The organism is Rhizobium sp. 18055, assembly GCF_902706285.1.
Lineage (GTDB): Bacteria > Pseudomonadota > Alphaproteobacteria > Rhizobiales > Rhizobiaceae > Rhizobium.
This window is the reverse complement of sequence record NZ_CACSKD010000025.1, coordinates 1-16,052: the sequence shown is the minus strand read 5'-3', so window position 1 is coordinate 16,052 and position 16,052 is coordinate 1. Positions and strand designations below refer to the sequence as shown.

Genomic DNA, 16,052 nt, shown 5'->3' with positions numbered 1-16,052 from the left:
GGAATGTCATCCGCTGACAGGATCAGCGAGCGTTTTGCGGAGTTCCGATGCGCCATCTGTCCATCACAATCAAATTTCTTACACTTCTCGCGTCGGTGGGGCTCTTTGTCCTATGTGCGGTCGCCTACTCGAGTTACCAGATGTTGTCGATCGACAAGCAGTATCAGGGCCTGTTGCAAGGTGAGGAAACTGCAGTCATCAATCTCGCGCGCGCGAACCGCTCTCTTCAAACCGCACGGGCGGCGATTAGCGACATGCTCATGTCGCGGAGCGACGCCGCAAACCGGTCTGCTATGGCGGAACTGGACACCGCGCGTCAAAGCTTCGTTAAATTCATCGACACCGCAATTGCGGCCTTGCCGGGCAACGAGGAACTAAAACCCATCAAAATCCGGGGCCTGCGGATCATCGATGAAACGTGCAAGCTCTCGGTCCAAAAGGCACTCGTCGCGACGGCTTCCGAAGAAGTTCTGGCTTCACAGGCGGAATTCCTCACACAATGCCAGCCTCAATTCCCGGAAGTGTCAAAAACCTCGGTCGAAGTCGCGCAGAAGCTTATCGGCGACGTAGACGCGAAGGACGACGCCGCAGAGGCTGCCGCGGGAAGCGCTATCTGGACGACTGTGGCTTCCATCCTCGCGGGTCTTTCCGTATTCCCCCTCCTTGGCTTGGCAGGTGTGCGCAAATGGCTGGTGGCTCCAGTCAGGGATCTGTCCGAGGCTATGCGCCGCCTTGCCGATGCGGACTATTCTACCGAAGTCACGGAGCGCGACCGTCGCGATGAAATCGGCGCCATGGCTCGCGCTGTCCAAGTCTTCAAGGAAAACGGGCAGCGCGGCGTTGAACTGGAGCGTGAGGCCGACGAAACTCGCGGTCGCACCGAGGACGAGCGCCGGCGCAATGCTGAGATCGAGCGGCGGCGCGCTGAAGAGATGGGAACCGCTACCCAAAGCCTGGGATCCGGCCTCAAGCACCTTGCGGGAGGAGATCTCACCTTCAACCTTGATACGCCGTTCGCCTCCGATTTCGAAGGGCTGCGGACCGACTTCAACAGCGCTGTGTCCCAGCTCGCACAGACGCTTTTTGCGGTCTCGCAGGCGACGGCGGCGATTGACGCAGGATCGCAGGAGGTCAGCCGAAGCGCAGACGACCTGTCTAAGCGGACCGAACAGCAGGCGGCGTCTCTCGAAGAGACCGCCGCCGCGCTCGACCAGATCACCGCCAACGTTTCGAACTCGTCCCGACGGGCAGATGAGGCCCGATCCGTTGCCGCGGAAGCGGAGGAGAGCGCAGAGCATTCGGCTCAGGTTGTCGCGAGGGCGGTAGATGCGATCGAGAAGATCGAGGGATCTTCACGGCAAATATCCAGCATCATCGGCGTAATCGACGACATCGCGTTCCAGACCAATCTCCTGGCGTTGAACGCAGGCGTCGAGGCGGCGCGGGCCGGAGAGGCGGGCAAAGGATTTGCGGTGGTCGCCCAGGAGGTCCGAGAACTTGCGCAACGCTCCGCAAACGCCGCGCGTGAGATCAAGGATCTCATCCGCACATCCGAGACGGAGGTCTTGAGCGGCGTCGCGCTGGTCCGCGAGACCGGGAGCGCGCTCGAGATGATCCAGAAACATGTTGCCAAGATCAACCAGCACATGGATTCGATCGCCATATCCGCCAAGGAGCAGTCGGTCGGCCTGACGCAGGTGAACACTGCCGTAAACGAGATGGACCAGGTGACACAGAAGAACGCTGCGATGGTGGAGGAGACAAATGCTGCGAGCGCCACGCTCGCCGGTGAAAGCGGAAAACTACGATCATTCATTTCCGCGTTTCAGCTTCTACGTACCACTGCCGCCCAGCAGTCCGACCAGGCGCTCCGCAGGGGCGGGAACATAAGCATCCTCAGACCTTCGCTAGGACGCGCGGCCACGGCTGCTCAGGCTTTGGCCGATTGGGAGGAATTCTGATCTGCTGCGCTATCGCCCGCGTCTCGTTTTTCGCGGGCGAAAGCGGGTTAATCCAAACCTACTGGTCCGCCGGCGGTAGCGCGGCCTGCAATCCTGCGTTATGTGTGGTGCCCACAGGCAGCAGGACGGAGGCATATGGAACCGGATCGTATTCTCGTCGTCGATGACGATGCCCGGATCAGGCAGATGCTCGTCCGATATTTCGATGATAGCGGCTACCGTGTAACGGCAGTCGCAAATGGCGCGGGGATGCGCGCAGAACTATCGAAGCACGAGTATGTTGCCATTTTTCTTGATCTCGTTCTTCCCGGCGGAGAGAACGGCTTTGACCTGCTCAAGGAGCTTCGCGGCAAATCCGACGTTCCCGTGCTAATGCTGACGGGGCAGGACGATGTCACTGATAAGGTCATCGGACTTGAGTTCGGCGCCGACGACTATGTCGCAAAGCCATTTCACCTTCGCGAACTCCTCGCCCGCCTGAGAACTGTCCTTCGACGACGGGCCGTTGCAACTCTTCCCGCTGGAAAATCCTCTCCAGCGGACGAAGCTTTCCGTTTCGAAGGCTATTGTCTTGACGTGCCTCGACGTAGGCTGAGCTCTCCCGAAGGAGACGATGTTCCGCTTACAACCGGCGAGTTCGACATGCTTCTGGTTTTCGTTCGGCATTCTGGGCGGGTATTGTCTAGGGAAACTCTAATGGAGCTCACCCGGAATAGGAACCTTGAGGCTTTCGATCGCGTAATCGACGCCCAGATCGTGAGACTCCGCAAGAAGATCGAACCGGATCCGAAGGCGCCCGCTTTGATCCAGTCGGTCCGTGGCGTCGGCTACGTCTTCACAGGACGTGTGCTTTAACAGCGCGATAATTGATCCCCGTCAATGTCCGGGGCAGAAACGGCGCTATTGTGCTCTCGCAACAGAGTACGTTTGAACATGATCATTTGGATAATCTTCGCGGGCATCACGGGTATCGTGACGGCCGTGTTACTTCATCCCCTGTCGACGCCGAGTCGTGCCGTCGCGCCGGAAAACGGTGCAGGGCGGGTCTACCGCGATCAAATCGCGGAACTCCTCCGCGAACGCGCGGACGACAGGATCAGCGTTGAGGAGTACGAGCTGGCACGGGCCGAGACCGCAAGGCGTTTGTTTCGAGAATCCGACGCGGAAGAAAGAAAGATTCGTCCTTCGTCACTGGGAAAGGTGAAACTAGCTATAGCGGCCTTCCTGTCGCTTGCTAGCATCTCCCTTTACGTCGCCGTTGGCTCGCCGGACCTACCGTCGCTCCCACTGCAAGAGCGGCTCGCTCATCCCGGTCAAGATCTCGCTATCTTGATCCGCAAGACGGAAGTTCATCTTGAGAAAGCGCCGGACGACGGGCGCGGGTGGGACGTGATCGCGCCGATCTACCTGAGAACCGATCGTGCCGCTGACGCTGCCCAGGCTTATGAAAAGGCTATCAGGCTGCAAGGCTCCAGTACTGACAGGCTAAATGGTTTGACCGAAGCGCTTCTGGCCACTTCAAATGGCAAGGTCACGGATGCGGTCAAAATCGTGCTGGAACGGGCCTTGGCGATCGATCCGCAAAATCCACGAGCCAGATTCTACAGCGCTCTGGGCCTGGAACAGGCGGGAAGAGGTGAAGATGCGCAAATGGGCTTCGAGGCGCTCGCCAAGGATTCGCCTGCGGGCGCACCATGGCTTCCGCTCGTTAACGACCATGTCGCTAAAAACGGTGGGACGTCCGTGACCCCAACCGCCGGCGTTCCTCTTGGGCCGACCGAGGCGCAAGTTGCGGCTGCGAGCGCACTGGGCGCTGATGATCAGACGAAGATGATCCGCGGCATGCTGACGCGCCTTGAGGAAAAGCTGGCAAGAAATCCGGTCAACTTTCCAGGCTGGTTGCAGCTTATTACTTCATATGGGGCCATTCATGACAAGTCTCGCGCGGAAGATGCGCTCGAACGCGCGCTGGGGAAATTTCCGGCTAACAGTGACGAAGGTTCGAAGCTAATCGCGGCCGCGCGCGAATTTGATGTCGAAAGGAAAACGGATCAATGACGCGAAAGCAGAAACGGCTCGCAGCCATCGCCGGTGGCATGACTTTTATAATGGCTGCGGTTTTCCTAGTTATGTTTGCCTTCAGCCAGTCCGTTGCTTACTTCTACATGCCATCGGATCTCGCGGCGGAAGGCGTTCACCCCGGAACTAGAATTCGTCTAGGTGGTCTCGTCGGTGAAGGCAGCATAAAGCGGGGCACAGGAACCGACGTTGATTTCACGGTTACCGACCTCGGCGGGGCGGTTGTGCATGTTCGATACGCTGGAATTCTCCCAGACCTTTTCCGCGAAGGACAAGGCGTAGTCACCGAAGGGAAGTTCGGAGCCGATGGCCAACTTTTTTCAGCGGACACAGTACTTGCCAAGCATGATGAGCGGTACGTCCCCAAGGACGTCGCTGAAAAGCTGAAAGAACAAGGGCTCTGGCAACACGGGGAAGCGAAACAATGATCATCGAGATCGGCCACTACGCACTCGTTCTCGCGCTGGCGACGGCGATCATCCTTTCGGTCGTTCCCCTCATCGGCGCGCGCCGCCGCGATCACGCGATGATGGAAGTCGCGCCGCTCGGCTCGATCGTTCTCTTCGGCCTCGTTGCCTTCTCATTCGGTACGCTCACCTACGCGCATGTCGTGTCAGACTTCTCGGTCGAGAATGTCTGGCAGAACTCGCATTCGCTGGTGCCGCTGATCTACAAATATTCCGGCGTCTGGGGCAATCACGAGGGATCGATGATGCTCTGGCTGCTAATTCTTGCACTGTTCAGTGCAATGGTGGCGCTCTTCGGGCGCAATCTACCGAACACGCTACGAGCCAATGTATTGGCGGTTCAGGCCTGGGTCTCTGTCGCGTTTATCCTCTTCATTCTTCTGACCTCCAACCCTTTCGTTCGTCTCGATCCGGCGCCGGCCGAAGGTCGTGACCTGAACCCGGTACTGCAGGATATCGGCCTCGCGATCCATCCGCCGCTTCTATATCTCGGCTATGTTGGCTTCTCCGTCTGTTTTTCATTTGCCGTTGCGGCTCTCATCGAAGGACGCATTGATGCTGCCTGGGCGCGCTGGGTACGCCCTTGGACGCTGGCCGCCTGGACCTTTCTTACGCTGGGTATCGCGATGGGTTCCTATTGGGCGTATTACGAGCTCGGCTGGGGTGGCTGGTGGTTCTGGGATCCGGTCGAGAACGCCTCCTTCATGCCCTGGCTGGCGGGAACGGCACTGCTGCACTCGGCGCTTGTCATGGAAAAACGCGAGGCGCTGAAGATCTGGACGGTCCTGCTGGCTATCCTGACTTTCTCGCTGTCGCTGATGGGGACGTTCCTAGTGCGCTCCGGCGTACTTACCTCGGTCCATGCCTTTGCGAGCGACCCGAGCCGAGGCGTCTTCATTCTCTGTATTCTGTTGATCTTCATCGGCGGGGCGCTGTCGCTTTTTGCCTTCCGCGCGCCGCTCCTTTCGGCGGGCGGGCTGTTTGCGCCGATCTCACGCGAGGGCGCGCTGGTTCTGAACAACCTGATCCTGACCGTAGCCTGCGGCACGGTGCTGACGGGCACGCTTTATCCTCTGCTGCTGGAAACGCTGACTAGCGACAAGATCTCGGTCGGTCCGCCCTTCTTTAATATGACCTTCGGGCTGCTGATGATCCCACTGCTACTTGTGGTGCCCTTCGGACCGCTGCTCGCTTGGAAGCGCGGCGATCTTCTTGGCGCCCTGCAGCGGCTCTATGTGGTCGCGGGCGTCGCTTTCGCTGCTGCACTTGTCTTATTTTATATCGAGCATGGCGGCCCAGTCCTTTCGGTTCTCGGCCTTGCTGCCGGACTGTTCCTCGTGTTTGGCGCTGGTGCCGATCTCTGGTACCGCGCCGGTATCGGCAAGGTGGCGGCAAATGTCGCCTGGCGCAGGCTGACCGGTCTGCCGCGGTCGGCCTTCGGTACGGCGCTTGCGCATGCCGGTCTAGGAATCACCGTTCTCGGCATCGTCGCGGTCTCGACCTTTGCGACTGAGCATGTGCTGCAGATGAAGCCTGGCGAAACCACCGATGCGGGCGGCTACTCGCTGCATTTCGACGGAATGCAGCCGGCGTCCGGACCGAACTACAGGGAAGACCGCGGTCATTTCAGCATCCGCCGAGGCGGAGTCGATGTCGCCGACGTCTGGTCAGCCAAGCGTGTGTACAGCGCGCGCCAAATGCCGACGACCGAGGCGGGGATCCTGACCTTCGGTTTGAGCCAACTTTATGTCTCCCTCGGCGACCCGACCAATGACGGCGGCATCGTCGTGCGCGTGTGGTGGAAGCCCTTCATTCTGTGCATCTGGGGCGGCGCTTTGGTCATGGCTTCAGGAGGCTTCGTTTCGCTTAGCGATCGGCGCCTACGGGTCGGTGTGCCCCGGCGCAAGGTTAAGGCCGTTGCAGCAATGGAGCTCGCGGAATGAAGGCGGTGAGATGCTCCCACCTTTTTCGGATGTCGGGCCGGCTCGTGCAGGTGTTCTTGACAACGGTGTCGCCACTCCCGGCTCTCGCCGTGAACCCGGATGAGATGCTGTCCCACCCTGCGATGGAGAGCCGGGCGCGGACGCTGTCGGGGGAACTGCGTTGCATGGTCTGCCAGAACCAGTCGATCGACGATTCCAACGCTGAACTTGCAAGAGACCTCAGGCTGTTGGTGCGCGACCGCTTAAAGAATGGCGAGAGCGACGAGCAGGTTCTGAACTACATAGTCTCGCGATACGGCGAATTTGTGCTGTTGAAGCCGCGCTTCAGCGTCCGCACTATGACGCTCTGGGGATCGCCCCTCGTTCTCATTCTCGCCGGTGGCATCTCACTGCTGGTCTTTTCGCGACGAAGCGCCCGCAGGCCGACGGGGACTTGTCTGAATTCGGAAGAGGAAAGGAAGCTTCAGAAGCTGCTGAACCCGCCGCTTCTTTGATCAAAGTCAAAGCGAGGTTCATTTCAAACGACTACCGTCTCACCATTCATTACTTACAAATGTGAGGCAGACAGATGCAGGCCAAGGACGTCATGACTAAGGACGTAGTCCACATCAGCCCGACGACCGGCGTTCGACATGCCGTAGCCATCATGCTTCAAAATAACGTCAGTGGTCTCCCCGTGGTAGACGACCAGGGGCGCGTCTGCGGAATGCTGACCGAAGGCGACGTTTTGCTTCGACGGGAAATAAGGCTGTCATCTCGACCGGCGCGACCACCGGAAGTCATTTCGGAGCTTGATCTCGAACGGTATATCACCAGTAACGGGTGGTCAGTTGCCGATGTCATGTCCCAAGACGTGATCGTCGCGGGTCCTGACAGCGAGATTTCCGACATCGCTGAAAGCCTCCAGGCTCATCGGATCAAGCGTCTGCCGATCGTTGAGGACGGAAAGCTGATCGGTATCGTCAGCAGGCGGGACATCTTACCTCTCATCGTCGATGCTCCGGCTACGGTCCTGCCTCGGGGAGACGCTTCGATAAGACTTGCATTGCGTACCCGCCTTCGATCCGATCTCGGGCTGACTCCCCAAAAGGTGCAGGTCACGGTCAAGGATGGGCACGTCACACTTGAGGGGCAGGTCGAGTCCGAGCTGAAGCGCAAGGCAATTCGGAGCCTCGTCGAAGGACTTGGAGTGGGCGCGATCCGTGACCGGATCGAGATCGCCGCAGTGCCGATCGAGGAGACCCGAACTAGGGCGTAGACTCATAACGACCTGATCCAGATGCGGGTGGCGAGTAGTTTTACGGCTGCTAGGAAGTTTTGGGGGTCCTTGTCATATCGAGTGGCAATCCCTCTGAACTGCTTGAGCTTGTTGAAGAAGCGTTCGACGAGGTTTCGCTGCCGATAGACCCATGAGCTGAACGGGAAGCTCTCCTTGCGGTTTCGCTTTGCTGGAATATTGGCCCAGGCCCGTTTTGTTTTTGCCAAGGCTCGAAGGGCGTTTGTATCATAAGCCCTGTCTGCCAAAAGTATGGCACCTTTTCCGATATCCTTCAGCATTGGCTCGGCGACCCTGCTGTCGTGCACTTGTCCTGGGGTAAGGTCGATGCCAATTGGACGGCCATCTGCATCAACAAGAGCATGGATCTTCGTCGTCAAGCCGCCGCGGGAACGTCCCATGCAGCCATCGTCTTGATCCCCCTTTTTCCCGTGGCCGCATGTTGATGAACGCGGACACAGGAACTGTCGATCATGACAATATCGCCGTCGAAGGCCCTTGAGACCTCCTCCAGAACATGGTCCCAGACGCCAGCCTTTCGCCAACGAACAAAACGACAGGTTGTGTATGGGCCATAGCGCTCAGGAACATCCGCCCAGGGCGAGCCGGTCCGAAATCGCCACAAAATGCCGTTGATTACGCGCCGGTCGTCAACTCGCGGGACGCCGCGAGGCTTGTTAGGAAGAAGCGGCTGGATAATGCTCCATTCGAAATCAGTCAGGTCGAACCGGCGACGGGTCATCTGAGGCCTCCAAATCAAAGCCTCATTGAATCAAAGCCATGCCCGCGTGTGAACCCCGTTTATGAGTGTAGGGCCTAGCTAAGCCCCGCGCGGGTTGCGATGCGGCCTGTAGACAATCTGTGGAAACAGCTAGATCTCTTTCGTCGTTGCCACGATGTTTTTGGCGTAATTTGCCGTAAAGACAGGGGAGGCCAGATCGAATTCGAATGATGGATTGCTCACAAGTCTCTCCTTTCGCAGCATAATCCGAATTGCGATTATGTACTCGGTGGTGCCACGAGCAGACTGTAAAACGAAAAGTGAACGATCGCCGAAAGCGGTGGTCGGCTGTGCGAAACCGTCGCTCGGGATCAAAAGCGAGGAGACCTGTCCGTCTTGCGCTCCCACAAGACCAGGCCTCTGCCAAGTTTCCCCCACTTGGCACGGAAGTGTTCTCCCGACCCGCGCATGGACTATCGTATCTTACGATCTATCCGTCTTTGCGCGGGCTCAAAGAACCCGGAAGGGCATCCATCTCTCCACCATTGGGACCAGACAGGTTTCGGCAGAAGGAGGCAGGACGCTGCGAAGCCACCTACCGGTTCGACACCGCAACGACCCAAAGCTTTGCTATGTTGATTCCGTGCCGGTTGGGGCGTGCTACAAGGTCATTCTGACGAAGTTTCACATCTGGCTGCAGTACGCTGCCGCGACTACCTCTTCTGGAGCCGATATCTGGTCCGTGAAGCCATGACGTTGGACGGAAAGCAAACCGGGTTGCTTGGAGGAACCGGTGTCACGCCTCCCAAGTTATATTGAGCTGGGTAGCGGCGTGAACAGTGGAGTCGTGCCGCGCCGTGTGGGCGCAAAATCAGCGATTAGTCGTCGCCGATAACTGTGCGATAAGAGGCTGAAGTTCGTTTACGATCGCTTTCTGGTCGAGCGGGCCCACATGTTTTAAAACGATGCGTCCGGCCTTGTCGAGCACGAACGTCTCAGGAACTCCGTACACGCCCCACTCGATCGACTGTCGTCCTGATCGGTCCGTTCCGACTGCTGCGTAAGGATTACCTTCGCTTTGTAGGAACCCGGTCGCGTCCTTTGGATCGTCCTTGTAGTTTATGCCCACTACCTTCACCCTTGGGTCCGAAGAGAGACGCATGAGGAAAGGGTGTTCCTGACGACATGGTACACACCATGATGCGAACACGTTCACAACCGTCACGCTGTCCCTGATGATGTCTTCGCTCATAGGGGAGGGACCTTGCTCCAGCCCTGGCAGCGCCAATGGAGGATGGATCTCACCGATAAGCGCGGATGGCAGGGCCGATGGTGAATATCCATTCTCTGCCTCGCGGTAGAGATTGTTTCCAACAGCGGCCGCGAAACCGAGGAACACGACGAGCGGTATCGCGGCAGCCAGGCGGCGGGCCCGCGATCAACTCTCTCTCCCGATTGACTTTCCGCGCAGCGGAGCCAACGCCGACACCCGACGTCGGAAAGACCTGCCTTCGACCCAAACCTTCACCGAGGTAGCCAGGACGACGATAGTGGTAACTGCATAGGCGGCCAGAACGTAGGCTTCGTGATTCATTTTCATCCTTCCTTATACGTGGCCGCGCGTGCTGCAAGCCTGTAGTGCGAAATTAGCTTACGACGCCATATCTCGTTTCGGATCGACGAAAGGTAGAGCGTCGCAAAAAGACACGTGAACGCGAAACCCATCGTCAACAAGGGCCGAAGGAACTCCATGTCGAGTGCCGGCCCATCAAGCCGTAGTACGCTCGCGGGCTGGTGAAGGGTGTTCCACCAGTCGACCGAAAACTTGATGATGGGTATGTTCACGAATCCGACCACGATCAGTACCGCTGTAACCCGACCAGCGCGGTTAGGCTCATCTATCGCCCGATTGATGGCGAGAATTCCGAGATACATGATGAAGAGTATGAACATCGATGTCAGGCGCGCGTCCCATACCCACCAGGTTCCCCACATCGGCTTTCCCCATATAGCTCCCGTCAGTAGCGAGACAAAGGTAAAGGCTGCACCAAGTGGGGCGGCCACGCGTGCAGCGACGTCCGCAAGCGGATGTCTCCAGACGAGTGAGCCGATGGCGTTCATCGTCATCACGCTGTAACAGAGCATGGCAATCCAGGCCGCTGGAACGTGGACGTACATGATCCGGACGGTTTCGCCTTGTTGATAGTCCACGTCGGTGGTGAAACTCAACCATAGCCCGAATGCGAAGGCGACCAAAGTCGCCCCTGCCAACGCGGGGATAACGCTGTCGGCAAGCGCGACAAAGCGAGAAGGCTGTGCAAGGGCATTAAGAGATTTGGAAAACTTGGAAAGGAACTTCATACGGACACCACTAGCGTGCCTCGCGTCCGAGATAATTGATCCTGATCAAAGAAGACATCGAAGCGCCAGTAGCCCGGAAGTTTGGGCCTACAGAAGGCGGCAGCGCCGCCTCCTGCTACTCATATCAGGCGGCCCGCGCCGCCGGTGCAGTCATACCCGGGCGGCGGTGCACAGTTGAGAAGGCTGACATCAGGCGCTCAAGCCTGCTTGCCTCTTGCGAAAGAGCTGCGGTCGCGGCAGTGGACTCTTCAACCATCGCTGCGTTGTGCTGCGTATTACGATCAATCTCCGAGATTCTCTGGCCGATCTCCCCAAGCCCTGTCGCTTGGTCGCGGGCGCCGGTCACGATGCTGATCATGTGCATACTGATTTCCGTAACTTCCTCGCCGATCGCGCCGAGGGCACTGCCCGCCTTGTCCACAAGGTCAACGCCGTTCTGGACATGCGAGGTTGAAGTGTTGATCAGCTCCTTGATCTCGCGAGCGGCCTGCGCGGTTCTTTGCGCAAGCTCGCGGACTTCCTGAGCGACCACGGCGAAGCCTTTTCCAGCTTCTCCGGCGCGCGCGGCTTCGACACCGGCATTCAAGGCGAGAAGATTTGTCTGGAAGGCTATCTCGTCGATTACGCCTATGATGTTGCGAATTTCGCGCGAACTGGACTCGATGCGTTCCATCGCGTCTACGGCGCTGGTTACGATGCGCCCAGATTCGCTCGCCGCGGTCTTCGCTTTCTCCACGAGCTGCCCGACCTTCGACGCGATCTGACTCGTCCGCTGAACCGCATCGGTGACCTCTTCCAACGCAGCCACCGTCTCTTCGATGGAAGCCGCCTGCCTCTCCGTTCTGACGGAGAGGTCGTAGGTAGCTTCCTGGATTTGGGTAGCGCCGCCTTGCACCGTAGAGGTCACACTGGAGGCAGCCTCCACAGTTCTCTCAAGTGCTTGGACCGACTGGTTGAAGGAGGCGCGGAGGTTGTCGAGATCACCCGAGAAGTTGTCAGTAATGCGGGTCGTTAGGTCTCCCGCTGCGAGATCGTCGAGGGCGCGGGCCAGAACGGTCACTGCGTGTTCGACGTGCCGCTGAGCTTCTTGCCGTTCCGCGTCGGACCTAGCACGCTCGTCATCTGCGGCCAGATCGGCTAGTTTCGCACGTCGCGTCGCCTCGCGCTCGCCCTCCTGGGCCTGCCGCGTCGACGAGAGAGCTGCTTCCGAAGCCGCGAAGGCGGACACCACAGCCTGAGTGAGCGCGATGAGCGCGCCGCTTTGAAGTATGAGAACGACTGCGTGGAGCAGGACGCGGTCGATGTTCGATGAGCCTGGAAAAACGGCCTGAGGTATCAGCAAGTATAGGAGAAGATGATGGCCGGCCACGATGGCCGAATAGCCGACTATCGCGCGCCAATCGATCCAAGCGGCGCAAATCGCCAGCGATGCAAAGAAATACATGTGCATATCGATTTGAAGCGGCGAGCCTTCGAACCCGGAAACCATGAGCGCGACACTAGCCGCATGGGCCATCGAAGTCGTCAGGCGGGTCGATGGACCGGCCCGGTCCCGGAGCCATGAAAGAGTGGCGACGAGGGCCACAAGCGCTGACGCGGTGATCGGAAGAAGGCCGATGTTCACGCCCGATGCGACCCCCAGGACAAGCATCACCGCAGCGTTGAACCAGAGAAGCGAAAGGATGGCCGGCGAAGCCTTTAGCCGCAGCGTGTCCAGGGAATTCATGTTGCGTCTTTCTGCTGGCAGCCCACAGCCAGCGAGTGATTGAGAACGAGTAGCGCCCCGGCGTTCATCAATCGCGTCGCGAAGCCATCCGTTCCTGAATAAGCCACCGCCATCCATGGCGTTCGCCCGAATGCTACAAGCGAGCCATCTGCCTCACCGATCAAATCGATGGTTTGGCGAGGGCTGCTTCGGGGATCTGCAATGACAAGGACATAGTGGCCGCGTGGGAACGCCACGGCGAGCGAAACGAGAAGCATGTAGCCGAAAAACGCTGATACATTGCGGTAAGCAGGCTGCACGACGATTCCACCGATGTTGATCAACCCCTAATCTAGGGTTTGGCCCTTAATAACTCGTTAGGGCGGGCTCGGCTGCCGCTAACATCTTTGCGGAAGAGGGATGTTTTTGATCTGACCTTGACGCAGATCAAATAAGATCAACGTTCAAGGGGATACTGCTGCATTGATCGCAAGGAGCACATGCATGGATTTCGAAACGTTTTTCAAAAGCGAGTTGGAAGGTCTTCACGCGGAAGGCCGCTATCGCGTTTTTGCCGACCTTGAACGCCACCGCGGCGGTTTCCCTCGTGCGACGCGCCACACGGAAGACGGTCCGAAAGACGTTACAGTTTGGTGTTCCAACGACTATCTTGGCATGGGACAGAACGCCAAGGTCATCGAGGCGATGAAGAATGCCATCGACCACTGTGGCGCGGGTGCGGGAGGCACCCGGAATATTTCTGGCACCAACCACTCCCACGTTCTTCTGGAGCGCGAACTTGCCGATCTGCACGGCAAGGAATCGGCGCTGATCTTCACCTCGGGCTACATTTCGAACTGGGCGGCCCTCGGCACGCTCGGCGCCAAGATTCCGGGTCTGATCATTTTCTCGGACGCGCTGAACCACGCATCGATGATCGAAGGCATTCGCTATGCCAAGTGCGAGAAGGTGATCTGGAAGCACAACGACGTGCAGGATCTCGAAGCAAGGCTCGCGGCCGCCGATCCGAAGGCGCCGAAGCTGATCGCGTTCGAATCGGTCTATTCGATGGATGGCGATATCGCTCCAATCAAGGAGATCTGCGATCTCGCCGACAAGTATGGCGCGATGACCTATCTCGATGAAGTCCATGCCGTCGGCATGTACGGCCCGCGCGGCGGCGGCATCGCCGAGCGCGAAGGCCTGATGGATCGACTGACGGTTATCGAAGGCACGCTCGGCAAGGCTTTTGGCGTCATCGGCGGCTATATCGCAGCGTCGACGGCGCTTTGCGACTTCATCCGTTCGTTCGCATCCGGCTTTATTTTCACGACCGCACTTCCGCCGGCTCTTGCCGCGGGCGCGGTTGCTTCGATCCAGCACCTGAAGGTCAGCCCCTTCGAGCGCGCGCGTCATCAGGAGCGCGTCCGCACGCTGAGAAACCTTCTCGACAAACGCGGCATCCCGCATATGCCGAACCCGAGCCACATCGTGCCGGTCATGGTGGGCGACGCCGCAAAGTGCAAATGGATCTCGGACCTGCTGCTAGACAACTGTGGTGTCTACGTGCAGCCGATCAACTATCCGACCGTGCCGAAGAAGACCGAGCGCCTGCGGATCACGCCGACGCCGCTTCACACGGATGCCGATATTGAGCACCTTGTCGGCGCGCTGCATTCGCTCTGGTCGCGTTGCGCACTCGCAAGGCAAGTAGCGTGAGCCCTTGGAAATCCGCAGCAGGGCTGCGGATTTTGCTACGGTTTCGAAAGAATTTTGGCAAGTGCCTCGTACGGCATCGGTCGCCCATACTTGTAGCCCTGCGCCGCGGAGCAGCCGAGCGATAGCAGGAACTCTTCTTGTTCAGAAGTTTCGATACCCTCGGCTATCGTCTCGATCCCCATTTCGAGGCTCATCGTAATCATAGCCCGCGTGATGGCGGCGTCACGTGGTTTCGTCGATAGCTCGGAAACAAATCCACGGTCAATCTTCAAGGTTGTAAGTGGGTATCGCTGGAGGGAGCTGAGAGATGCGTAACCGGTGCCGAAGTCGTCAAAAGCTATGCCAACGCCGATGTCACGTAGCGTGTTCATTGCCTCAAGAGAACGGTCGTCGTCGGTGAGAGCGATCGTTTCCGTGACCTCGATCTCGAGAAGGTTAGCCTCGAGCCGATATTTTTCGAGAGCCTCAGAGACCTTGCGGCCAAGATATGGGGCGCGGAGCTGAGCAGGAAAGAGGTTGACGCCCATCTTGATCGGCTGCCGACTTAGGGAGTTTATCAGCGATGTTGTCCTGCAAGCCTCATCAAGAGTCCACCATCCAATTTCAAGTGTAAGCGCGCTTTGCTCTAACGCAGGAAGAAATGCACCAGGAAGAAGCAATCCTTTTTCAGGGTGCTGCCAACGGATCAGCGCCTCGATCCCGAAGATTGTCCCAGTTTCGATATTCACCTGCGGCTGGTAGTGAAGCGCAAGTTGGCCAGCGCGGAGGGCCAGACGGAGTTCATCTCTCATAGCGCGTCGAGCCCCAGCCTCGCTCCGCATGGCTGGCTCGTAAACCTGGAACGATCTGCCACCCATGCTTTTCGCCTTGGTAAGGGCTAAATCGGCGCTGGCGAGAAGCTCGTCCGCGTCATTGCCGTCACGGGGGTATATGGCGCCTCCTACGCTGACGCTGACGTCCAACAGTTGTTCATTCACTTCGAAGGGCATGGAAAATGCCGCCATCACGATGCCGACAAGTTCCTCAACGGCCTTCTGTTCGCAGGTATTCTGCACAAATACGGCGAACTCATCATTACCAAATCGGGCGACCTGGGCAGCGGTTGGTAGTCGATGACGGAGTCGGATTGCGATTGATTGCAGCAATGAATCTCCCGTCGTGTGGCCGTGGGAGTCATTGAAATCCTGAAACCCGTCTATGTCGATCATCAGCACCATTGAAGATCGATGCGGAACGGACTCTTTTAGGAATTCGACGAACCGTCCCCTGTTGTGCAAACCCGTAAGGGTATCCTGGCTGGCTAGTCTCAACAGCCGGCTGTCACGCTCGCGACGTTCAGAAATATCTTTTATGACGGCGCCGGCTCCCATTTCGACCCCATCGTGCCAGGCGCATAGTGTGAGCTCTATCGGGAACTCGCTTCCATCTTTGCGGATTGCGTAGACCTCGACAGCCTTTCCCCCAAGATTCAACTCGGCTCCTGCCATAGCGCGGGCGAACCCTCGCGCATGGGCGCTACGAAGACGCTCGGGAATGATTATTTCAACCGGGCGGCCGATCATCGCCTCTCGTTCGTAGCCGAACAGATCCGCCGCAGCGCGATTGACAAACCTGATGTTGCCTCGCGAGTCCACAGAAATGATAGTGAGTGTCGTGGCGTCGGCGAAGTGAATAGCCCCGAGTTTCGTAGACACCCTCGCGTTATGTTTTCTGCAAGCGCTCGAACTCGACGGGTGACAGCATTCCGTTTCTGACGTGCTTGCGTTTGGGGTTGTAGAACATTTCGATGTAGTCGAACACGTCCTGGCGAGCTTCATCGC

Annotated in this window: 15 protein-coding genes and 1 pseudogene; 8 read left to right on the top strand and 8 right to left on the bottom strand. The window is 58.3% G+C overall.

Annotated features, from left to right (window positions below):
* The first annotated feature begins 47 nt into the window (after positions 1-47).
* The 7 genes from GVL52_RS26425 (at position 48) to GVL52_RS26395 (ending at position 7,708) form a co-directional block, all read left to right on the top strand.
* Entirely contained in the window at positions 48-1,961 is a 1,914-nt protein-coding gene (locus GVL52_RS26425; RefSeq protein ID WP_160012390.1) for a methyl-accepting chemotaxis protein, read from the top strand.
* Between the two features lie 135 nt (positions 1,962-2,096).
* Positions 2,097-2,816 carry a response regulator gene (locus GVL52_RS26420; RefSeq protein ID WP_160012389.1) on the top strand — a complete coding sequence of 240 codons (720 nt, stop codon included), beginning with the start codon at positions 2,097-2,099 and terminating at the stop codon, positions 2,814-2,816.
* Between the two features lie 78 nt (positions 2,817-2,894).
* Positions 2,895-4,019 (top strand): c-type cytochrome biogenesis protein CcmI, encoded by a 1,125-nt coding sequence (ccmI, locus tag GVL52_RS26415; protein WP_160012410.1) that lies wholly within the window; start codon positions 2,895-2,897, stop codon positions 4,017-4,019.
* Positions 4,016-4,468 (top strand): cytochrome c maturation protein CcmE, encoded by a 453-nt coding sequence (ccmE, locus tag GVL52_RS26410; protein WP_160012388.1) that lies wholly within the window; start codon positions 4,016-4,018, stop codon positions 4,466-4,468. Before ccmI ends, ccmE begins: the two co-directional genes overlap by 4 nt.
* A complete protein-coding gene (locus GVL52_RS26405; protein ID WP_160012387.1) occupies positions 4,465-6,450 on the top strand; it encodes a heme lyase CcmF/NrfE family subunit in 1,986 nt (661 codons plus the stop codon). Before ccmE ends, GVL52_RS26405 begins: the two co-directional genes overlap by 4 nt.
* A gap of 29 nt (positions 6,451-6,479) precedes the next feature.
* Positions 6,480-6,944 carry a cytochrome c-type biogenesis protein gene (locus GVL52_RS26400; RefSeq protein WP_160012409.1) on the top strand — a complete coding sequence of 155 codons (465 nt, stop codon included), beginning with the start codon at positions 6,480-6,482 and terminating at the stop codon, positions 6,942-6,944.
* 74 nt (positions 6,945-7,018) lie between these two features.
* Complete coding sequence (locus tag GVL52_RS26395) at positions 7,019-7,708, top strand: CBS domain-containing protein (protein ID WP_160012386.1); 690 nt, start codon at positions 7,019-7,021, stop codon at positions 7,706-7,708.
* Between the two features lie 2 nt (positions 7,709-7,710).
* Here the strand turns inward: GVL52_RS26395 and GVL52_RS26390 are convergent.
* From GVL52_RS26390 to GVL52_RS26365, 6 genes and pseudogenes are all read right to left on the bottom strand, one after another.
* Positions 7,711-8,468, bottom strand: a pseudogene (locus GVL52_RS26390) (IS5 family transposase).
* 850 nt (positions 8,469-9,318) lie between these two features.
* Positions 9,319-9,846 carry a DsbE family thiol:disulfide interchange protein gene (locus GVL52_RS26385; RefSeq protein ID WP_244619293.1) on the bottom strand — a complete coding sequence of 176 codons (528 nt, stop codon included), beginning with the start codon at positions 9,844-9,846 and terminating at the stop codon, positions 9,319-9,321.
* Positions 9,847-9,885: 39 nt separating this feature from the next.
* Complete coding sequence (locus GVL52_RS26380) at positions 9,886-10,041, bottom strand: heme exporter protein CcmD (protein WP_160012384.1); 156 nt, start codon at positions 10,039-10,041, stop codon at positions 9,886-9,888.
* 2 nt (positions 10,042-10,043) lie between these two features.
* A complete protein-coding gene (locus GVL52_RS26375) occupies positions 10,044-10,808 on the bottom strand; it encodes a heme ABC transporter permease (protein WP_160012383.1) in 765 nt (254 codons plus the stop codon).
* 124 nt (positions 10,809-10,932) lie between these two features.
* Entirely contained in the window at positions 10,933-12,534 is a 1,602-nt protein-coding gene (locus tag GVL52_RS26370) for a methyl-accepting chemotaxis protein (RefSeq protein ID WP_160012382.1), read from the bottom strand.
* Entirely contained in the window at positions 12,531-12,857 is a 327-nt protein-coding gene (locus GVL52_RS26365; protein WP_160012381.1) for a hypothetical protein, read from the bottom strand. Before GVL52_RS26365 ends, GVL52_RS26370 begins: the two co-directional genes overlap by 4 nt.
* Before the next feature lie 160 nt (positions 12,858-13,017).
* Here GVL52_RS26365 and hemA point away from each other — a divergent pair, with 160 nt between their 5' ends.
* Complete coding sequence (gene hemA / locus GVL52_RS26360; RefSeq protein WP_160012380.1) at positions 13,018-14,232, top strand: 5-aminolevulinate synthase; 1,215 nt, start codon at positions 13,018-13,020, stop codon at positions 14,230-14,232.
* Between the two features lie 35 nt (positions 14,233-14,267).
* Here hemA and GVL52_RS26355 read toward each other — a convergent pair whose 3' ends face one another.
* Both GVL52_RS26355 and GVL52_RS30515 read right to left on the bottom strand, forming a co-directional pair.
* Positions 14,268-15,926: a bifunctional diguanylate cyclase/phosphodiesterase gene (locus tag GVL52_RS26355; protein WP_200847908.1), complete on the bottom strand. Its 1,659-nt coding sequence runs from the start codon at positions 15,924-15,926 to the stop codon at positions 14,268-14,270.
* A gap of 7 nt (positions 15,927-15,933) precedes the next feature.
* Positions 15,934-16,052, bottom strand: a 119-nt coding sequence (locus tag GVL52_RS30515; protein ID WP_160012440.1) for an IS3 family transposase, incomplete at its 5' end; no start/stop codon positions are given.